Raw genomic sequence first — 22,721 nt, forward strand, 5'->3', positions numbered from 1 at the left:
GGAGTGGGGAGTGGGGAGTGGGGAGTGGTTACTATCCCCATTCCCTACTCCCAATTCCCTACTCCCTTCCTTAATCGCACTCAGAGGTGAAGATGAAGTGCTAAGTGTGGGCTTTAAATAACAACGATAGGGACGGGTGGGATCAATCTGACTTCCACCGACTTCGTACCATTCAGGATTGGGATGATCTTGAGTGGGGAGGGGACGGCAACGCAGTGCTTGAGAAGGTGCAAGGATAATGAAGCGAATGCCTTCAGCAACAAGAGCTTCTAGAGTGGCATAGTCCACACCTGTTTCTGCTAACCAGATGCCTTCGGGATCGCGTCCAAAGCGGGAGCGGAAATCTTCTTTACCCCAGCGAATTTGGGTATATTTGTCGCGTTCGTTCGCCAGAGGCATGATAATGTGATTGTATACCTGCGCGATCGCATTGCCGTGACCATGCAAGCGATGAGCGCTCTTCGCATCCGCCTCCAAAATCCGCTGATAAACCTCCACATCGTAGCGTTCTAGCCACGACATCAGCGTTGGCCCAATATTAAAACTAAAATACTCATAATTGTTGACGATCTCTACTACTTCGCCTCGGTCATTTAAGACTCTAGCAAAAGCATTCGGGCGATAGCATTCCCAATGAATCCGCTCATTCCAGTCATGGAAAGGTGCAGCGCTCGGTTGGCGTTCAATCGCGTCCAGATAAGGATTTTCCCTCGGTGGCTGGTAAAAATGACCATGCACCGTCACATAAACACCGTTAGCCTTTCTCAGAGGATCGGTTTCGTGAGTGTTATTGGGATCTGAATCTAATGTTAATGTTGAGCCAGAGCTAGCTGGCATTTGGGCAGCAGAAGTCATGTATATTTATCCAAAACAAAAAGCTTACAGTTGCACCGAAAACGTTGTGCGTAAACCTTTCTACAATGGTTTGCACACAGAACTCGGTATAAACGACAACTAGGAAATACAGCCAAATTTTTGATAAATCGGTTTTATTGTAGTGGAAAATCTGCGTTATTGTACAGCCCTTTTCCTGAAGGCTCAAAGTAATTCGCCATTGAATAACGCCTCAGTTAGGGGTTTTTCGTTAGCAGTCCCAATCAAAATTTTAATTGTCTTTTAATATATTAAACCCCATTTCTGGTGTAAGACTGTTAACCCAATTCATACTTTAGCAACAAAAAATTACAAAAGCCACTTAAATCGCAATCTTATTTTACATAATATCCGCAGTGGTGAATGGAAAACAGTAAAATTTCTGAATTGCTCTACAGATGGTTGAGAGTATCCTATGGAAGTGCTGAGTGAAAGTGATTTTTACTTCAACACTCCAAATTTAAAACTTAGGATTGCTCGCTGTGAATGATACCCTCAACTTAAGACAACAAATGTCAACTAAAAACATAATTCTTCTCGTTTTGCTGCTGTTTATCCCGGTTTCTCTGGCAGCTCACTTTCTGGAGTGGGGAGAATTAATAGTTTTCATGACAGCTGGATTAGCAATTCTGCCCTTAGCAGCTTGGATGGGTACGGCCACAGAAGAAATTGCTGTTGTAGTGGGGCCATCATTGGGGGGCTTGTTAAATGCCACCTTTGGCAATGCTACAGAATTAATTATCGCTCTAGTGGCGCTGAACGCTGGGTTAATAGATGTAGTCAAAGCCAGTATTACGGGATCGATTATTAGTAACTTACTCCTGGTGATGGGTTTTTCCATGCTTTTAGGAGGACTGCGTTACAAAGAACAGACATTTCAGCCAATTGTGGCGCGGGTGAATGCTGCTTCGATGAATTTGGCAGTGATTGCTATTCTGATGCCAACGGCGATGAATTACACTTCTCAAGGAATTAATGAAGAAACGCTGCAAAATCTTTCTATTGCCGTTGCTGTAGTATTAATTCTGGTTTATGCCCTAACGCTGCTATTTTCAATGAAAACCCACTCCTATCTATATGATGTGGGTGTAGCGGAGACAGAAGCAGAGGAAACCCCTCATGCTAAACCAAATATGGCGTTGTGGGTTGGCGTGCTGCTAATATGTACCTTGCTAGTGGCAATTGAGTCAGAAATGCTAGTTGATTCTTTAGAAGTAGCCACATCTCAGTTAGGTTTGACAGCGCTGTTTACAGGGGTGATTTTGGTTCCCATCGTTGGTAATGCGGCTGAACACGCCACAGCAGTCACCGTGGCGATGAAAGATAAGATGGATCTTTCGGTTTCGGTAGCTGTGGGATCAAGTATGCAGATTGCCCTATTTGTTGCGCCAGTGTTAGTTATAGCAGGGCGGATATTAGGTCAACCAATGGATTTGGATTTCAAACCCTTTGAATTAGTAGCTGTGGTTGTGTCGGTGTTGATTGCAAACAGTATTAGTTCCGATGGTAAGTCCAATTGGCTCGAAGGTACTTTGTTATTAGCTGCCTATACAGTATTAGGGTTCGCCTTCTACTTCCATCCAGTTATGGATGCTGTGGGATAGTTAGCTAGCACAAGTTTCTAGAAGTGCTACAATTTCACGAAATATCTAATAAAACAAGTTGCAGGGTTATGGCAAAAGCTGACTAATAGATAGCGAAAATAAACATTTTTAGTTATCGATTTTTAACTTCTTACTCCTAACTTTCTTTGTATGCCAGAAAAACAGCAGTGGACTATTGCAACAACTGAACAACCCCCGGAGAAGTTCATTCAAGCAGTGAAACAGTATACACCTGCATCAAGTGGACTGTATGCAGCACAATTGTTGTGGCAACGAGGAATTAAAGATAATCAACAATTAGCAGCTTTTGTCAACCATAAAACTTATCAACCAGCGAGTCCGTTTGAGTTTGGCCAAGAAATGCACCTCGCGATCGCCCGGTTGCAACAGGTATATAATAACAAAGAAAAAATTGCTATTTGGGGAGATTTCGATGCCGATGGGATTACCGCCACCTCTGTACTTTGGGATGGGTTAGGAGAATTCTTTGTCCAAAATACCCAGTTAATTTACTACATTCCCAATCGTCTTAAAGAATCCCACGGACTCAATAATCAAGGAATTGATAATTTAGCAAAACAAGGTTGTAAATTAATAGTTACTTGCGACACGGGCAGCACAAACATTGATGAAATTGTTTATGCAAAACAACTGGGTATAGATGTAATAGTTACAGATCATCACACATTACCCGCAGAACGCCCACCCGTCGCAGCAATTATTAACCCCCGCTATTTGCCAAGGGAACATCAGCTGTTTCATCTTTCTGGAGTGGCGGTAGCTTATAAGTTGGTAGAAGCCCTTTATCAAAAAATGCCCAATGTACCGCAACACCCGTTAGAGGATTTATTAGATTTAGTGGCAGTAGGATTAATTGCCGACTTGGTGCAGCTAAGTGGAGATTGTCGCTATTTGGCGCAGGTGGGAATTCAACGACTGCAAGAAGATTTTAAACAGCCAGCCGCAGCCCGTCGCCGTCCGGGAGTCGGGCGATTATTAGAATTATGCCAGAAAAGTGGCGATCGCCCCACAGATATTTCCTTTGGTTTGGGGCCAAGAATTAACGCCGTCAGTCGTATCCAAGGTGATGCTAGTTTCTGCGTCGAATTATTAACTAGTCGGGATGCCAAACGTTGTAACGAATTAGCCGAAGTTACAGAACTTGCTAACGCCCGCCGCAAATCTTTGCAAAAAGATGTGCAAGCGCAAGTAACACAAAAACTCACCCAATTAGACTTATCAACTACCAGCGTCATAGTCCTAGAAGATGCCCAATGGCCAGCAGGTGTACTGGGCTTAGTTGCTGGACAAGTCGCACAAGAAACAGGTCGCCCGACGATTTTGTTAAGTACAGAAGGACTGGGGAGTAGGGAATGGGGAATGGGGAATAGGGAAGATTCTACCCCTACTCCCTACTCCCTACTCCCTACTCCCCCATCCCTAGCCCGTGGTTCTGCCCGTTCTGTAAATTCTGTCGATTTATACCAACTGGTGAAAGACCAAGCACATTTGTTGCATCGCTTTGGCGGACATCCCTTTGCAGCAGGTTTGAGTTTGCCGATTGAGAATATTCCTTTATTTACAGCAGCGATTAATCAGCAATTGCGGCAATCTTTAGGTGGTACAACTCTAACGCCAACTCTGCAAGCAGACTTAACATTAACAGTCGCAGACTTAGGGAAAGAATTATTTTTAGAACTGAAATTGTTAGAACCTTGTGGAATGGGTAATCCTGTGCCGAAATTGCTGATTCAAAACTGCTGGTTTGAAAATACTTGGAATCGCAATATTCGAGACTCTAAAGGAAAAGAAGTTAAATATATCAAAACAGAGTTCAAAATTCGGGATGACTCTTCAAAAGTCGGCTTTCCAGGTATTTGGTGGGGACACTACCGGGATGAAGTTCCCCAAAGTCGTTGTGATGTGATTGTGGAACTTGATTACAATTCTTACGCAGATACAAATAAAGGGATAAAACCTCATTATGAGGTGAGGTTATTGGCAGTGCGTCCCTGTGCAAATGCTGCTGAATTTACCAGCACAAATAATCTAGATTTTATTTTAGACTGGCGTAATCTTAGTAATCCGAAATCTTCAGAATTCAAAACTCATAACTCAGCACTGATTCTCGAAGATTGTCCCACAAACTGGGATGATTTACGTGCATGGTTAAGACGTTCGCTCTACAATAATCAACAACTAGCGATCGCTTGGTCTAAACCCAACCAGCAACCACCTAATCAAATTTGGTTAACTCTTGTCGGAATTGCCAAATATCTCAGTCGAACAAATCAGCCAGTTACCCGCGTCCAACTTTTAGAGAAACTTGGGATAAGGGATCAAACTTTATTTTGGGGAATCAAAGCTTTAAAATATTTGGGATTCACAGTTAAATTACAAGACCGCTATTTACAAATTAGTTGGGATGCAATTAATAACTCAGAAAACCATGCTGATGAAGCTATTTCCCAATTTTTAGCTGCTATCCAAGAAGAACAATTTCAGCAACAATACTTTGCCGAAGTGCCTCTATCTACAATTATGGCGATCGTCAGAAGTCAAGAATTAAAAGTCAGTAGCATTGTAGGTTGGGTTGAACGTAGTGAAACTCTGCCTCCAGTTTTTAATGGTTAATTTCTCGTTCCCAGGTTCCGCCTGGGAATGCATTCATTGAGTCTGTGACTCAATGACTTGTGTGTACACCGTAGCCTTTTTAAGGCTAGGGGGAATCAATAAGTGCCTAAAATCCCAGCCAAATACTTTTTAAACATCCCCTTAGGGTGATTTTAATGAAGTTTAGGGATACTTCTTACCACCTGTGTTAGCCTGAAGTCCTTACACTAGTCTCCTATTTTCCGATTTCTGTATCTAGCCAATTGTAATTATTAAACTGGTAATCTCAAGAGAGTTGATTATGAAATCTTACTTCATCGCCTTAGTCGTTGTGATTAGCGCACTCGCAGTCACACAAAGTGCTTATGCCAACCAAGAGAATATTCCCATTCCAACAGGCGATGTCTACGACGGGCTACGCCTACGCAATCAGGCTGAAGTTTTGTTGACGGAACCAGCTACGATTACCACTACATGGAGTAATTTTGTTGGACAAACTAATAATCGAAAACAAGCTGCTGAATCCCTTTCGGCAGTCCAGGAGGGAGGATGCAAAAACATTAACCCGCTTGAGATCATCAATAACCCAGGCGCTTTTTTTAAGCAATGTCAGAAGCCAACAAATACCCAAAGTTCTCAAAGTAGTGAGCCAATTGAATATTTTAAGGTTCCTAAACTGGATTCTGGTATTAGTGTAACAGTTACTAAATTTTGATCTAGGTAGCCTCTTAAAGTTGATCCAGATCCCGCAATAATACCCCTTTGGGCATAGCTACCTTTAGCACAATGACATTGTAAGCACTTACGCAAACAATAGCCGAAAATAGCCGAAAAGAATGATTTTCTTCTTAAGGGCAATTCATGAATTGCCCCAGAGCGCGTGTAGTTTTGCGTAAATCCTAATTGTGTAATTAATTCTGTCCGACTACTGATCTGTCGTTAGTATTTTGTGGAATGGTATTAGTTATGCTGCATAACGCTCAACTAACCACCTGTAAATGTAAATCTTTTCGCTTCAATACGATATTTAGTGGCGATCGAGGGTGTTGCTGTATTGCCAAGTATTGCCCTTGATGTTAATGTGACCACTGTTACCACTTTTAGTCGAAAGAATGTCACTAGCAGTAATTACATTCATAATACCGCACCAATGCAGATGTCTGCGTCCAGTATGGAACAAGCGCAATTGTCACAGATATCCGCGTCTTTGTGATCCTGAATCTCTTTAAAGTTTATGTTACGTGCCTGTATATGTAACTTGAATGTGTTTTGTGTAATAGCTAGTGGGGAATTCTACAACAAAAAATCTAGTGGCTTCCCAACAGGCAAATGACTGGAAATATAGCTTGAATATTTTTGTTTTCAAAAGAAAGTTAGAGAATTATACCGCCATTTTTTTATTAAAATACAGTTAGAAAACTATGATAGCTTTTATTAAGCAGATGATTGGATTATCTAACAAAAAATCCAATGCACAAAATGGACACTTTTATGATCTATTTAATTCTTCATTTAGCAAAAATTAAATTTAACCAGACTCTTAAGGAGGATAGATTACAAAAAACAGATTTACAAGCTATCTGATCATTGGGAATTATATTTAGGTTTACTGTTAAGGATTTTTTTCGTAATTAAATATGTGATCGTGCAAGTTTTTAGTTTTTTCTATAAGATAGACATGATTATCTTTTAAGATATGCAAAAATCAATAATAAACGAGTTTAATTAATTCAAATGATATGCTAATGATACTTTGGGTAATTGATTTATCAGTGGTGATAATGTTAGTATTAGTGGGTGGGTTGATTTTGGGTTTATTATCTCCAACAATTAGCTTGTAATGTATATTAGGCAAGAATTCATCAGTATTGGCAGTCTGAAATGGCTATGAGTCTCAATATCTAGACTTGATACCAATAAATTCATGAGGTTACAGAGGAGCAAATAACCATGAGCAATTTAACATCTCCACCTACCGAAGTTCAAAAAACGAAGAAAAAAACTTTAGCCGCAGATAAAAAACCTCGAGCTACAGATGATATTGTGCGTAGTTATCTGCAAGAGATCGGGCGTGTAGATTTGTTGAATCGAGATCAAGAGGTTATTTTTGCTCAACAAGTGCAGCAGATGATGAATTTACTCGCGGCTAAGGAAGAATTGGCTGAGAAATTAAAGCACCAACCTACACTGCAAGAATTGGCAGATCAGGTGGAGTTAAGTGTTGAAGTGCTAGAGCAACAGCTACATTTAGGACATCAAGCCAAGCAGAAAATGATTCAGGCTAATCTCCGGTTAGTGGTAGCTGTGGCGAAGAAATACCAGCACCGCAACCTGGAATTTATGGATTTGATTCAAGAGGGTACTTTGGGTTTAGAGCGAGGAGTAGATAAATTTGATCCCGCTCTTGGTTATAAGTTTTCAACTTACGCTTACTGGTGGATTCGTCAAGGAATCACACGAGCGATCGCTCAACAAGGACGTACAATTCGTTTACCTATCCACGTATTTGAGAAACTGAACAAAATTAAGCGGGTGCAGCGAGAATTATCTCAACAGCTAGGTCGGGTTCCCAATACTGCGGAAATTGCCAACGCCTTATCTTTGACACCTATCCAGGTTCGAGAGTGTTTATACTTGGCTCGTCAACCCTTCTCCCTAGAGGCGCGAGTTGGTGAACAACAAGATACAGAATTGCAGGACATATTGGAGGATGATGGCCCTTCTCCCGAAGATTACGCTGTTGAAGAATCTCTTCATCAAGACTTGCAAGACTTATTGGCAAAACTGTCTCCCCAGCAGCGAGAAATATTAACCTTGCGCTTTGGTCTGAGTGATGGATATGAACTATCTTTAGCACAGATTGGCGATCGCATGGGTATTAGTCGAGAACGAGTCAGACAAATAGAACAAAAAGCTCTCAGTCTCCTACGACGCCAAAAGGAACAAGTACGTAGTTATCTAGCTAGCTGAGGTAGGTTATTTTTTGGCATCAAAAAAAATTTGATATGAGCACATTACAAACAGTGCAACAATTGCAGACACAATGGGTAACTTCTGAAAACTTCCGACGTTACGGACAGGTGATTTGTGCAAGTCTTGATGGCAAAGCTTACGATGCGGAAGATGCGAAATTAAACCTGCAAAATGGAATCCCGCGATTTTATATTATGCGGTTGGATAAAAGAGGGCGGAAGTTCAACACAATTACTCGCCATGTACACTGCACTCAATGTTTGGGTGCTTTGGAAGGAAAGGATTGGTTAATGGCGGTTTGTCCTCCTAATAATGATCTGAATGAACCAGCATTAGAGGAAATTGCTGCTTTCCGCATTCCAGGAAATTGTTTTATCAAGTTACATGAGGGTACTTGGCACGCTGGGCCATATTTTGACCATGAGACTATAGATTTTTATAATTTGGAACTTGCTGATACGAATGTGGTAGATCATTTCACTCATGATTTTGTCAAGAGTCATCAGTTGGAATTTGAAATGGTGTAGATAAAATTATTACGTCTATTTCATGGGATTGTTTAGTTGAGGAAGGTTTGTAAGACTAATTAGTTTAGTCCAAAATTAAATGACTCAATACAATTATATTCCGAGGTTTCAACTCTTAGAAGTTGCCCTACTTATCTAATTAAATTAAGCCTTTCACAGCTATATGTGTATGTGTAAAGCCCACTAAGCTAAATAACATCTATACTAGGTAATATTCTATAAGGTTGAGTTTTCTAGCCAGGGTTGTATATACAAGAGTACACATAGAGTAATTCAATATTAAATTGTATTGTTTAAAATTTGAATCAAAAATACTTAATCTAAATTTATAAAATCTATCTAAAGATATTAATTTTTTTACAAAACTTAGTTCCTTTGGCAATACATATGCAGTAAAAAAAAACCACAATATATAAGGAGATGAAGTTTATCAAATAATTATTTGGACGACCAGAGAATTTTAAAAGGTAAAGCAGAAATATAGAAAGTGCTAAGTAAGTAGGTGAGAATAAATCAAAGTAGATTAAGTAATGTAAAAATCTTAAGATGAGTTCGTAGTGTTCGCGTAGCGTCTCGTAGAGAGGGCTTCAGCCCTCAAATTAGGACTAAAGTCCTTACTACAAACATTGAATTATTCACGCTGCTCTACTTAATCAAGCATTATAGTCTAGATGAAATTTTCAAATTGAAAGGCGAAAAAATTCATGTCGGGTAACAATTTATTACTCGACATATATTGTGAAGCCATAGCTTGTAATCGGCTGAGACAACTACGGCTAATCTGTCTTTTTGCTCACCCAGATAAAAGTACTGGTAAGGATAATGACGCATTCTCCAAATTCAGAAAATAATCATAAACCATCTAATCGTCGTCTGTGGCTTCTTCTTTTAGGACGTACCAGTTTGGGTCTGGGTGGGGTTTTGCTGGTTGGAATTATAGTTGGTGCTTGGTGGGCTAGAAGTTATGTATATAAAGATTTAGCACCGTTAGTACAGCAAAATCTCCAGCAATTACTTGGGCGTCCAGTAAAAGTAGGGAAAGTTGAACGTTTTTCGCTCTCTAGTCTGAGATTTAGCTCTCTATCGATACCAGCAACTCCCACTGATTCAGACCAGGTTGTAGCAAAAGCCTTGGATGTGCAGTTTTCGCCCTTGGAGTTGCTCTTAACGCGAAAACTGGCATTAAATGTCACATTAGTTCAGCCCAATGTCTACATTCAACAAGATCAAGATGGTCGTTGGGTTACTGCTGAAGTTAAGGCTGGAGAAGGAAAAGGTGCTATTCAAACTGAATTGCAAACACTTCAAATTCAAGATGGAAATGTGGAGTTGTTGTCAGCGTCCGCACCAACTAAACCGAAAGGCTCAGTAATATTAACTCAAGTCAATGGTGTTGCCAGATTTTCAGATCAAAACCAAAGGATTGGTTATGACATGAATGGTCAACTCCCCAGAGGAGGCGCGGTTAAAATCGCTGGTGAGACACAATTAAAAACTCAGCAAACTAGCCTGAAGCTTCAAACACAAAATTTACAAGCGTCTGATATCAGTCGATTAATTCAGTTACCAATTGCCTTGCAAGCAGGGCGCTTAGATGCTGACTTAGGGGTTCAGATTCCACCAAATCTGTCAGAAATAGCCGTTACGGGAACTGCGATCGCTAATCAAATAACTGCTAAAATTCAAAATATTCCTCAGCAAGTTTCTAATTTTAATGGAAGATTTATATTTCAGGGTCAGACAGTTGCTTTAGAAAATCTGAGTACGAATATTGGCAAAGTTCCCATTCTGGCAAATGGAACAATTAATACTCAAACAGGTTTTAATATTTCTGCTCAGATAAAACCAGTTAGTGCGAAAAATATTTTAGATACGCTGAATGTGAATTCACCCGTGGCAGCTAGTGGCGAAATTCAAGCAAATATTAAAGTACTAGGCCCACTTAAGCAGCCAGTCCTTAGTGGTACCGCAAGTAGCACAAAACCTATTCAAGTTGACCGCGTTGAATTCAAAACCATCAACACTGACTTTCGTTTGAATGTATCTGAAACTGCATCTCAAATTGACGTTTCTAATTTGAAATTAGTGCCAACAGCAGGCGGTGAAATTACAGGTAAAGGTCAAGCTAAACTGGGCGCAAAAAGCAATGTAATATTTAATGTGGAAGCTGAGGGTATATCAGGGGATGTACTGGCACTTAGCTACGGCTTTACTCCTCCGATCGCAGTTGGAAATATTTCAGCAAAAGCCCAAGTTTCTGGCTCACTTGGCAAACAACCGTTGAAACTTGATATTACCAGTGTTCAGGTAACGCCGCCAATAGGGGGGCAAATTACAGCCAGTGGTCAAATTCAACTGGCTCCCCAAGGGCAAGTAGGCGTAGACATTCAAGCTCAAGGTTTACCAGGAAATGCGATCGCTCAAGGTTATAATATTTCAACTCCAATTAATATTGGTGGTATATCTGCGAACGCTAAAATTTCTGGCTCACTGGATAAACCCTTAAATGTAAATGTTGAGCGCGTTCTGGCAAATCCAGAGGTGGGAGGGCAAGTTACAGCCAACGGTCAACTTCAGCTTGCACCAGAAGGTAGGGTATCATTTAATGTGCAAGCCAAAAATTTACCAGGAGATGCGATCGCTAAAGCGTACAAATCCTCACCCGCCATCACCATTGGGAATGTATCGGCAAATGCCAAGATTTCCGGCACTCTGAGCAATCTGCAAACAGTAGCGCGGGTGCAAGCGCCTAGCGCCACCTATCCCACTACAGCAAGAGTTGTTGTTGCTCAACAAGGAGAGAATATCCTTTTCCCTGATGCAGTTGTGAATGTGGCAGGCGGGACAATTAGAGCTAAAGGTCAGGTTGCACAACAACGCTGGCAAGGAGTTGTCAACGCTTCCCAAATTCAAGTAAACCGTTTTTCACCACAACTACGAGGACGGCTCAATAGCAATATTCAGTTAGCAGGCACAACGCAATCTTTCCAGCTTGCAGATATTCGCGCCGCCGGACAAATCCGCCTGTCCCAAGGGGTAGCACTGCTGGCAAAACCGCTTACCGCCCAATTTCAGTGGAATGGACAGCAGATTATCGTTGAAAACGCAAGTACCCCAGGATTGAGTGCTAATGGTGCGATCGCTATTCAGTCTCCACCAAATGGCGCACCCCAAATTGCCGGATTTAATTTAAATGTACTGGCGCAGAATTTCAACTTAAAAAATACAGGCTTTCAAGTTCCTGGTGATGTGGCGTTAGGGGGGCTACTTGATTTTAAGGGACAAGTTGCAGGCACTCCAGATGTTCCGCAAGCTATTGGCAATATCTGGCTGCGAAATTTCAATGTCAGTGACTTGGCGTTTGACCCAGTTTTAACTGGAAACGTGAAATTTCAAGGGGGACAGGGGGCAAGTCTGCGATTAGCCGGGAAGCGAGACAGGATTGCACTTAACCTGGGTGCAGATTATCGCCCAACTTCATTTTTAGTTCGGCGGGATGAGGCAGTTACAACGGGTAGAACTGAGGGAGATAACTTGCTCATCAACGCCCAACAGTTTCCCATAGCTCTTGTTGGCGGCTTTTTACCTAACAATCAGTTGAAACCTTTGGCGGGGCAATTATCGGGAAATTTAGTTGTCAATCTAAATAATTATGCAGTTACGGGAGACATTGCGATCGCGCAGCCTCGTGTTGCCAGAGTTGCTGCAGATGAATTTCGTGGCAGCATCAATTATGCTGATGGTGCTGCTAGCTTGGCTAATGGTCAATTGCGGATTGCAGACAGCAATATCGCCCTGAGTGGAAATGTGCAAACAGGGAATGACCCGCAATTTCAATTTCAAGCTAATTTAGAGCAAACTAAAATCGAGAGACTTTTACAAGCGTTCAATATCTTCGATTTTCAAGACCTTAGTACCGGGTTGCAGCCTCCGAAGTTAGCTGGAGCAGAAGTACTTAACACTGAGTCTATCAGTTTGCCCAATGCAGATTTAAAAACACAGTTAGCATATTTCTCTAATATTGCAGCAGCGATTGCAAAACAACAGCAAGAAGAGAGAAAAGAAGCCCCATCTTTGCCCACCCTTGCAGAATTAACTGGTGCTTTGAGCGGAGCAATTACAGCTAATGGCTCGTTAAAATCTGGGTTGAATGTCGGCTTTAATTTTCAAGGTGCTAACTGGCAATGGGGTGAATACTCCATTAATCAAGTCGTTGCTCAAGGCAATTTTGCCGATGGGATCGTCACGCTTTCGCCGTTGAGTGTTGGGATAAATCAAGGATTAGTAGCTTTTTCAGGACAGTTGGGAACTGAGCAACTATCTGGAAAGTTGAATGTAGCAAGTCTACCTCTATCACTTTTAGAGCCTTTTATCGAAAAATACCCCATAGATATTACTGGTAAGGTAAATGCTGATGCCACCTTAGGAGGTAGTTTACAAGATCCTAGAGTTCAAGGGAAAGTGACGCTGGCGGATGCGACTCTCAACAAGCAACCTGTGCAAACAGGACAGGCGAACTTTGATTACAACAAAGCTCGTTTGAATTTTGATGGCACCTTACTAGTGACAGGAACACAGCCAGTTGCAATTACAGGTAGCGTACCAGCTCCGTTACCTTTTGCCGCAGTGGAACCAGATAGCAATCAAATCAGCATCAACGCCAAAGTTAATAATGAAGGATTGGCACTGTTAAACCTGTTTACCAACAATCAAGTCACTTGGGTAGACGGTCAAGGACAAGTGGATTTAAATGTTCAAGGTACTTTAAACGAACCAATTATTAACGGAAACGCCACACTTAATAATGCAACTTTTCGCGCTCAAGCCTTAGCTGAACCCCTAACAAATGTCACAGGGACAGCGCTATTTAATGGCAATACACTGAGTGTCCAAGGTATCGAAGGCACGTACAATAAAGGGCAAATAAGTGCATCAGGTATCCTCCCAATTTTTGAGCCACAACAAGCCGCAGCGAATCCCCTCACAGTATCAATAGCAGACAAACTGGATTTTAAGCTTGCAGAATTGTATGAAGGCGGTGTCAGTGGCGATGTTGTCATTCGCGGAACAGCGCTAAAACCTGTAATTGGTGGAGAGATTCAGCTAAGTGATGGTCAGGTGATCATTGGAAACTCTACTGATAAGGCAAAATCAGCAGCCACAACAGAAGCTAACACTAACGTCATCAATAGAGAAGAGGTTGACATACCTACAGCAGAGAGTAGCGTTAGCCCAGTGACCACACCAGAAAGTAGCACTAGCGCAGTAACTCCACCCAATTTACCTATAGAGTTTGCAGATTTAAAGTTGATTCTAGACGACGATATTCGTGTTACTACTGAGTCCCTACTGAGCTTTGTCCCAGGAGGAGCCGCATTGAGTCAGCCCATACTGAACTTTGAGGCGAAAGGCGACCTGACGATCAATGGTACTTTAGCCAAGCCCCTCCCTGAAGGAGTGATTCGTCTAACAGGAGGACGACTTAGTATATTTTCCACTGAGTTTGCCTTGGCACGGGGCTACGAACAAACTGCGCGGTTTATTCCAAGTCAAGGACTTGACCCTACTTTGGATGTTCGACTTACCGCAATTGTACCGGAAGCATCGGCAAGAAATAGTCAAATTTTGGAATCACCATTGTCTGCTGAAGTCAGCGATGTTTCTGCTACTAACTTTGGTACTTTACGTACCGTTCGTGTTCAAGCAAGAGTTAACGGGCCAGCTAGTGAATTGGGCGAAAATCTGGAACTGACGAGTCAACCGAGCCGTAGTAAGGGAGAAATAGTTGCTCTGCTGGGTGGCTCGATTCTGAATTCTTTTGGTCAAACAAATGCAACACAAGGGTTGACTAATTTCGCTAGCTCTACCATTTTAGGTGGTTTACAAGGAACTATTACTGCGATCGGACAGGCTGTTGGTTTCAGCGAATTTCGGATATTTCCCACTCCTGCTACTAATGAAACAGCAAGAGCTTCAATTCTGAATTTATCAGCTGAGGGTGTGTTTAATATTAATAGAAATTTATCTGCCTCTTTATCGCGGGCTTTAGCTACAGATGAGTCTTTGCGTTACAATGTCCTCTATCGACTCAACGACGAAATTTTGATGCGAGGCTCAACTAATTTGGGGGATGAAAATCAATTCTTAGTTGAGTATGAAACCCGATTTTAGATTATAGTTATTTTCCAGAGTTATTATTAACGGGACTTAAATATAAGGAATATCAATAGATTATGGGAGTGCAGCTTCAGCAATAAAAATGGTACGTTAGGCAAAGCCATAACGCACCATACTGTTGATAGCACTTACTATCTCAACTCAATTGTTCAAACTTAAATTTCCCTTTAATAAACTTGTTAAAATATTGACCTTTAGATGGTGCATTGTCTAAGTCTTCCTTGACACTAAGAGGTACTTTGAAATACTCGTAAACACTTCCACTATCAAATTCAATAGTCAGTGTTTGAGTTTTTGGATCATAGCTAAATTGCTTAATAACGCTGCCTTCAGGCTTGAGTAACGGAAAGGCGATCGCATCCCGAATACTGGCACAATCAGTTAATAACATTACCAACCGATCAATCCCAATCCCTAAACCACCAGTAGGTGGCATACCGTATTCAAGGGCTGTCAAAAAGTCTTCATCTACACCTTGGGCTTCTAAGTCGCCAGCAGCTTTTCTTTCAGCTTGGGCTTCTAAGCGTTCTCTTTGCTCGATGGGATCGGTAAGTTCTGAGAAGCTGTTGCCAGTTTCTCGCCCGACAATAAATAACTCAAATCTTTCCACCAAACCAGGTTGAGAACGGTGCGGTTTTGCTAGGGGCGAAATTTCTACAGGGTAATCAATTACAAAGGTAGGTTGAATTAAATTGGCCTCTACCTTCTCTTCAAAGGCTAAATTTAGTAACTTACCAATTGATTGGGCTTCATCTATACCAGGAATACCTGCATTTTTACTTGCTGTTTTTGCTTCTTCTAAAGTTTGGAACGAATTGAAATCTAATTCCGTAAATTCTTTAACTAAATCGTGCATTGTCACCCGCCGCCAAGGTGGTGTTAAATCGATAGGTTCCCCTTGGTAGGTGATTTGCAATGTACCGAGTACCTCTTGGGCGACAGTGGTAATAATCCCTTCAGTCAGCGCCATCATATCGTTGTAGTCGGCGTAGGCTTGGTAAAGTTCAATCGTCGTAAATTCGGGATTATGGCGAGTTGAAATTCCCTCATTGCGGAAAACTCGCCCCAATTCAAACACCTTTTCAAAACCACCCACAATCAACCGCTTAAGATGGAGTTCTGTGGCAATTCGCAGATACAATTCCATTTCTAAGGTGTTGTGGTAGGTGATAAATGGACGTGCATCTGCACCCCCAACTTCACTTTGCAAAACAGGCGTTTCAATTTCTAGAAAATCCCGTTGTTCTAAATAGCGACGAATACCGGCAGTAATTTGAGCGCGACGGCGAAAAGTTTGCCGCACTTCCGGGTTAACAATCAAGTCAACGTAACGCTGACGGTAGCGCTTGGCAACATCCGTTAATCCATGCCACTTGTCGGGTAGAGGCAACAGGGATTTAGTGAGGATAGTATATTGTTTAACGTAAACAGATAACTCGCCCTTTTCAGTCCGTTTAATAGTGCCTTTGGCTCCCAGGATGTCACCCGCATCTGTAAGTTGCTTCAGGTGATTGAAGGCATCAGCATCAATATCTGCCATGCCTTCTTGGATGCGATTTTTATCTAAATAAAGCTGAATTGTGCCGGTTTCATCTTGCAAGGTGAAGAAAGCCAATTTACCGAAAACGCGACGCGCCATAATGCGTCCGGCTATAGCAACTTCTAAATCAACTTCTTCACCACTGGGTAAATCGGCAAATCTTTCTTGCAACTGCGCTGCATGATGGGTAGATTCCCAACGATAGGCATAGGGGTTAGTTCCTAACTGCTTAAGTTGTTCTACTTTCTCTAGCCTGGCGGCACGGATATCTTCTTCCGACATGGTAACGAACTTTCAGGGGGCAAGATTAATTATAGATGCTGCAAAAGTTGAGAATAAGAGATATTTGCACTTTGCAGATTATAGTATCGCCTAAAAGTGATGTGCAATCGCTTCTTGTACTAAAGCTGTCAGTGCGATCGCGTAGCCCACCTTCGCCTAGAGTTCCGCAGGAAACGTATCATTTCTTTACAATGACTTTCATCCAAGCGATCGCTCTTTGTATTAAACTAAGCTGTTAGTGCGATCGGGTAGCCCGCCGTTTGCGTAGCGTTACGCAGGAAATGTATCATTTCTTTACAATGACCTTCATCCAAGCGATCGCTCTTTGTATTAAACTAAGCTGTTAGTGCGATCGGGTAGCCCGCCGTTTGCGTAGCGTTACGCAGGAAAGGTATCATTTCTTTACAATGACTTTCATCCAAGCGATCGCTCTTTGTATTAAACTAAGCTGTTAGTGCGATCGCGTAGCCCGCCGTTTGCGTAGCGTTACGCAGGAATGCGATCGCGCATTTCATCATCCTCAACACCCATACAAAAAACATATTTGATTTTCTGGCGGGATGAGAAAGATGAAACAGTTAATAGTAACGCTTTAAGCCGTAGGCTTATCCAAACCGTAAGCAGAGTGTGAGAGTTGAGGAGGTATCAATCACTCAATCTTCTTGAGTGATTAACGGTCAGTAGCCAGATTCATCAATCCTTTAAGGAAATGTAACAGAAATATATGAAGTTTTGTTACACAATGCGTAATTATTACTAGCCAAGCTGATGTCATAGTTATGGGAGTTCGCAAGAGCGTTAGAAACCTAATGCTTTCGTGACACTCTAGACTATATATCCTTGATTCCTTTGTTGCCAAAGTGTACTAATTGAAGTCAGGTTAATTTAGTACATTACAAGATAAGTTCACACATTTACCAATCTGCAAAGAGAGCAAAATTCATGGAATCTCAAACAGTACAGTCAACTATAGATGCTCAAATATTACAGCAGGTACAAGACGAGATTCAGCGGGAAATAACTGAGATACTGGAGAATTCTAACTTCCACAAGGTACTCGAAAAGCATTCTATATCAGGAGACAAAGTTCTTAAAATTCAGTTTCAGTGCAGTATCAATCTAAATAAAGTTCAAGATAGTAATGCTATTGATAATAAACAAGCCAATAAATTTTTGACAGAAATTTCAGGAAGACCAGGACAGGAATTAGTGCTAGTGACAAAATCATTGTGTATCCCTTGCCCTACAAACCAAAGTCTTAAAGGCTGCTTTTGCTGAAGGATGTAGTCTTTACACAGTAGCTAAGAACCTCATCCAAGTGAGTATAAAAATACCAATTTTTATACTCACTTATTTAGGCTGTATAGATCATCTCACAGGATCATTATCCTAATTAGTAATGAGCAGTAATTTACTAAACTATTGTTTTTTTCGTGCGAATTATATAATAATGGCTCAAAATCAAAATATTTTGTACTGGAAGTTAGGATTAGTGAGTGCTTTAGGAATAACGGGAGCGTTCACTTTCCCTGGGAGTTATGCCTTAGCCCAAATTATCAAAGATGACACTTTGGGATCGGAAAATTCAGTTGTTACGCCCAAGCTAATCAATGGTCAGCCTACTGACCAAATTGATGGTGGGGCAATTCGTGGCACAAATCTGTTCCACAGCTTTGAACAGTTTTCTGTATCGACTGGAAGTACAGCTTACTTTAACAATGATGGGGCAAAAATTCAAAATATTATAAGTCGGGTAACAGGCAAATCTATTTCTAATATTGATGGCATTCTTAAAGCTAACGGCACAGCCAACCTGTTTTTGATTAATCCCAATGGGATTATTTTTGGTTCCAATGCGTCTCTAGACATCGCCGGCTCATTTGTTGCAAGTACGGCCAGTAATCTGAATTTTGCAGACGGTATTAAGTTTAGTGCCACAGATCCTCAAACCATACCCCTACTAAAAGTAAGTGTTCCCATTGGTTTACAATTTGGAGCAACTGCTGCTACCATCCGCAATCAATCCCAAGCACCCAGTTTAGATGGCAAAACAACTAATAATTTAGGGCAACCTGTTGGTCTACAGGTGCAGCAAGGCAAAACCTTGGCACTTATAGGTGGTGATGTAATCCTAGAGGGAGGAAATTTAACAGTAGAGTCGGGACGAATTGAGCTAGGAAGTGTCGCTAGCAATAGTCTAGTTAGTCTGAATTCAACAAACCAAGGCTGGAGTTTAGGGTATGAAGGTGTTCATAATTTCCAGAACATTCAACTCATGCAGCGAACTGATGGTTCTAGCATATATACATCTAATATAGATACTAGTGGCGAGGGCGGCGGTAATATCCAAATACAGAGTAGGCGTGTGCTACTCAATGACGACTCACAGATATTTTCTGATACTTTAGGAGCACAACCAGGAGGCAATTTGATAGTTACTGCCGCCGAGTCTGTAGAACTCGGCGGCAATGCAATATTGTCAACTGGGACTTACTCTACTGGAAACGCTGGAAATATAAAGATCACTACCGGGAAGTTAATTGTCAGGGATGGATCACAAGTATTAATGTATAATCTTGGTTCGGGTTTGCCGGGTCAATTAATCGTAAATGCCTCAAATTCGGTAGAACTGATCGGCGGCACCATAATTGATCCACCCTTACAAGACGGTACTGATTTACGACCCAGCGGATTGTTTAGCGCAACTTATGGTAGTGGAAATGCTGGTGACATAACGATAAACACTAGAAGGTTGAGTATTCAGGGAGGAGCAGGGGTATCAGTAGAGTCTTCCGGAATATTCCTAACTAATCTAAATCAACTCATCCCAGCCACAGGATATGGGGGAAATTTGACAGTCAATGCCTCCGAAACTATAGAACTAAGTGGAACCTCACCAAATGGTTCTAAACTCAGCGGCTTGTTTGCTGGCACTGAAGCGACTGGAGATGGGGGCAACTTGACGCTAACGACAGAGCAATTAATTATCAAAGATGGAGCTGCAATAACTGTAAGCAGCCAAGCTAGAAAGGGTGTCAACTATCAAGGTGGTGTACCTAATTTAGGTCTAGCAGGCGAACTCAATATAACCGCTGACTCCATCCTGCTCGACGAAGGAACACTCACATCTAATAGTGAGTCAGGTCAGGGGGGGAATATTGCGTTAGAGGTGCGGGACTTGTTACTGATGCGCCGCAAAAGTAAAATAACCACTAACGCTGGGGGTGATGGAGATGGCGGTAATATCACCATCAATGCACCTAATGGCTTTCTTGTCGCTACTCCCTTCGGAAATAACGATATCACCGCCAATGCCTTCTCTGGCTCAGGTGGTAAAATCACAATCACCGCTAAGAACATCTTTGGTTTTATCCCCCGCACCCGTGCAGACCTAAAAAGGCTGTTGAACCCTAAAAAGCCACTAGACCCAAGTAGGCTGCCAACAAGTGACATCACCGCATTTTCTCAGCAGAACCCTTCATTAAATGGCACTGTACAAATCAACTCACCCGATGCTGACCCCAGTAAAGGATTAGTAGAATTGCCTGTAAATCTGGTTGATGCTTCGCAGCAAATTGCTGCTGATTGTAATTCTGGTGGAAAAATAGGAAGGAGTTCATTTATTGCAACTGGGCGTGGAGGATTAATATCAGATCCCACGAAGCCATTGATAGCTGATGATGCGGTGCTGGCAGATTGGATCACACTAGAGCCAGAGAGTCAGAATAGTGCTGAAGGTATTAATAACAGAGTGGTTGCTCAGAAGCAGCGAAACACAGAAAAAAAATCACAGAAGATTAATTATGTCAATGAACCTACTCAAATTGTAGAAGCCCAAGGATGGGTTATAGATGCTAATGGTAACGTGGTTCTGGTTGCTCAAGTGCCCACTGCGTCGCCCCATAACTCCTCGCTCACCACTGCATTTTGCGCTGCTAATTAGACGTGAATTCACGGCTAATATAGTGTCCGCCTAATTAGCTGAATCAAAAGACCAAAGGTTTTACTATGCAAAACCGTTGCTCTCCGACTCGGAGTTACGGTGTACACACAAGTCTTTTAGAGTTGTCCCACAGGCTTTTGATCCCCCCAACCCCCCCTTAAAAAAGGGGGCAAAAAGCTCTCAAAGTCCCCCATTTATCGGGGGATTTAGGGGGATCTACGACGATTTTGGTTTTTTAGAAAGATGTGTGTACACCGTAGCCGAGTCGGAGAGGGACATACTTGAATTAAAATTCAAGGCAGGGAGAGGTTCGTCAAACTTACCTTAAGTTAAACTGTCTCTGGATCAATGTTTAATTCTCGTAACTTCGCGGCCATACGCGATCGCAATCCCTTTTCTTGTTGTAACCGTTCTGCTCCCCACAGCAGCAATTGTCCAGCTTCATCCCACCAGCGCAACCAATAGCCAGCGCGATTTACTTTCACCCCCTGCCAAATTCCTAAAAACAGCCCAATACTAGCAATCCAATACCGTTCATCCTGATTCGGTTGCTGGAGTTCGTATTGCCCGGAAGCACTTAGTTGATAAACTTCCACCCACCCCGCCTCTGGTTCAAAAATTACATAGATGGGGACTTGGAGAATGCGCTCATAGTAGTACCACTTACCAGGTGGGTACTTAGCTTTAATTGAGTATTCACTACCTTCTGTCTCTGACAAAAATTCCATGACGATCGCCGGAACTTCTCCTTCTAGCTTTGGGGTATAACTACGACGGTTTTGGTTTGGTGGAACTGTCCCTAACACAGAAGGGACATAGAACCAATCCGGGGCTTTAATCACGAACTTGCCATCTACAGTTGCACAAATCCCAAAATTTGTACCGATGAGTATCTGAGGCTGAATTAACCCTGCCAGTTCCAAGCTTTCAGTGAGGGCAAATGCGATCGCTGGCTGACTGATGTTATCCACAGGTTCATCGAGTAAAGGAAAGTCATCAGGTAACTTTTCCCAAGTGACAATGGGTTCACTGATGGTGGTTGACATAGAAAGCTGGAGTCAGGTGGCTATTGCTATTATGTCGCACAACTTTACACCAAAGAGCAATTGCGTAGGTGTAGCCTGCTGCTTATTCCCTAACTCGTCTCCTGAATTTGCAAACGAATAGTGTGTTCAGTTGCGCCACTAAGTTGCAATTCCATAATTTCACCACCCAGAGGTTCCAAACAAGTGAGGAGCGATCGCAAGTTGGGTGTACTTGCACCAGTATCTACATATAATCGATCTGCTAAATTACCGATCCGTTTCCAAGTCATGTACAGTTTAGCGATCGTTTGTTCAATCTGTGATGCTTGATTTACCAAATCAGCAGCTATGCTCAAACAGCCGACTCTTTGCGCTTCTTCTAAGGCTGTTTCAATATCAACATTTTCCTGCGTCAACGCCTGGACTTGAGCCGCTCCTTTCAGGTATTTCGCCAAGTTACGCGCTTCTGTAGTTACCTGTTTCAGCGTATCCACATCTGGGTTAGCAGCAATTTCCTTTTGGATAAATTTTTGGTGCGATTCTGGCAGTTTTTCCATTTCCTTCACCAATGGGGCGATGTAGCGGGGGGGAAGGGTGTTATCTGCTGCTTTTTCCTTAACTTCTTGAGGTAGTAAATCTGAAGACATGGCTGTCCATTCGTCGCTGAGTTGACGTACTTCGCGCCTGGTGATCCGATCGCCTTTTTGTGCGGCTTCACTCACCATCTGTTGCACCTCTGGGGATGCTTTGGAGGTTTCGATAAATGCCCGTTTGCTGAAGTTATTCACAGATCCGGGGTCAAGTTTACCATCTTCGATCAGAGTATCGGCACTATTGGCCAGTTGAATCCAGGAATAAGCTTGACTTTTACTGATTTCCCGCTCCTTTAACCATGCCAGAAAGCCTGTACCGCGTCCGTCACCACCCATTTTTTCTCGATCGCGGATAGCCCGTAAAATTCGTCCCCGCCAGATTTCAGTTTGCAAATCAAAGCGATCGCATACCTGCCAAGCTATTTCGAGCTGCTGTTGAAAATCTGACTCTAGAATCAGTTCATCTTCTGGATCGGGCAGTTCAAAGGTAATATCTGCTGGCTGTTGTAAAGCGGCAGCAAGGTCGTTGATAGAGTCGGTATCTTGCACGATTGATGACTAACTAGGTGGA

11 protein-coding genes and 2 pseudogenes are annotated in these 22,721 nt (G+C 42.2%); 9 read left to right on the forward strand and 4 right to left on the reverse strand.

The window, feature by feature from the left end; translation table 11 throughout:
- A pseudogene (locus tag F8S12_RS06765) lies at positions 1–855 on the reverse strand (DUF3536 domain-containing protein); the annotation flags it as partial.
- A 530-nt stretch (positions 856–1,385) separates the two neighbouring features.
- Here F8S12_RS06765 and cax point away from each other — a divergent pair.
- The 7 genes and pseudogenes from cax (at position 1,386) to F8S12_RS06800 (ending at position 14,761) form a co-directional block, all read left to right on the forward strand.
- Positions 1,386–2,477, forward strand: a complete 1,092-nt coding sequence (gene cax / locus F8S12_RS06770; protein ID WP_196515560.1) for a calcium/proton exchanger — start codon at positions 1,386–1,388, stop codon at positions 2,475–2,477.
- A gap of 150 nt (positions 2,478–2,627) precedes the next feature.
- Entirely contained in the window at positions 2,628–5,111 is a 2,484-nt protein-coding gene (locus F8S12_RS06775) for a single-stranded-DNA-specific exonuclease RecJ (protein ID WP_196515561.1), read from the forward strand.
- Between the two features lie 280 nt (positions 5,112–5,391).
- Positions 5,392–5,805 (forward strand): hypothetical protein, encoded by a 414-nt coding sequence (locus F8S12_RS06780; RefSeq protein WP_196515562.1) that lies wholly within the window; start codon positions 5,392–5,394, stop codon positions 5,803–5,805.
- Between the two features lie 446 nt (positions 5,806–6,251).
- A pseudogene (locus F8S12_RS42255) lies at positions 6,252–6,347 on the forward strand (DUF3172 domain-containing protein); the annotation flags it as partial.
- A 693-nt stretch (positions 6,348–7,040) separates the two neighbouring features.
- Positions 7,041–8,060 (forward strand): RpoD/SigA family RNA polymerase sigma factor, encoded by a 1,020-nt coding sequence (locus tag F8S12_RS06790; RefSeq protein ID WP_230967841.1) that lies wholly within the window; start codon positions 7,041–7,043, stop codon positions 8,058–8,060.
- Between the two features lie 35 nt (positions 8,061–8,095).
- Positions 8,096–8,590 (forward strand): ureidoglycolate lyase, encoded by a 495-nt coding sequence (locus F8S12_RS06795; RefSeq protein ID WP_196515563.1) that lies wholly within the window; start codon positions 8,096–8,098, stop codon positions 8,588–8,590.
- An 822-nt stretch (positions 8,591–9,412) separates the two neighbouring features.
- Positions 9,413–14,761, forward strand: a complete 5,349-nt coding sequence (locus F8S12_RS06800; protein WP_196515564.1) for a translocation/assembly module TamB domain-containing protein — start codon at positions 9,413–9,415, stop codon at positions 14,759–14,761.
- A 142-nt stretch (positions 14,762–14,903) separates the two neighbouring features.
- Here the strand turns inward: F8S12_RS06800 and lysS are convergent, their stop codons facing one another.
- A complete protein-coding gene (gene lysS / locus F8S12_RS06805) occupies positions 14,904–16,589 on the reverse strand; it encodes a lysine--tRNA ligase (protein ID WP_196515565.1) in 1,686 nt (561 codons plus the stop codon).
- Positions 16,590–17,531: 942 nt separating this feature from the next.
- On the opposite strand from lysS, the gene F8S12_RS06810 reads away from it, so the two are divergent.
- On the forward strand, positions 17,532–17,867 hold the full coding sequence (locus F8S12_RS06810) for a hypothetical protein (RefSeq protein WP_196515566.1): 336 nt from the start codon (positions 17,532–17,534) through the stop codon (positions 17,865–17,867).
- A gap of 172 nt (positions 17,868–18,039) precedes the next feature.
- Complete coding sequence (locus tag F8S12_RS06815) at positions 18,040–20,532, forward strand: two-partner secretion domain-containing protein (RefSeq protein WP_196515567.1); 2,493 nt, start codon at positions 18,040–18,042, stop codon at positions 20,530–20,532.
- A 329-nt stretch (positions 20,533–20,861) separates the two neighbouring features.
- On the opposite strand, the gene F8S12_RS06820 is transcribed toward F8S12_RS06815, so the two are convergent.
- Together F8S12_RS06820 and F8S12_RS06825 are read right to left on the reverse strand one after the other, a co-directional pair.
- Positions 20,862–21,578, reverse strand: coding sequence for a Uma2 family endonuclease (locus F8S12_RS06820; RefSeq protein ID WP_196515568.1), 717 nt, complete (start codon positions 21,576–21,578; stop codon positions 20,862–20,864).
- Between the two features lie 89 nt (positions 21,579–21,667).
- Positions 21,668–22,699 (reverse strand): hypothetical protein, encoded by a 1,032-nt coding sequence (locus F8S12_RS06825; protein WP_196515569.1) that lies wholly within the window; start codon positions 22,697–22,699, stop codon positions 21,668–21,670.
- Positions 22,700–22,721: the final 22 nt, after the last annotated feature.

The organism is Nostoc sp. WHI (assembly GCF_015714725.1).
Taxonomy (GTDB): domain Bacteria; phylum Cyanobacteriota; class Cyanobacteriia; order Cyanobacteriales; family Nostocaceae; genus Nostoc.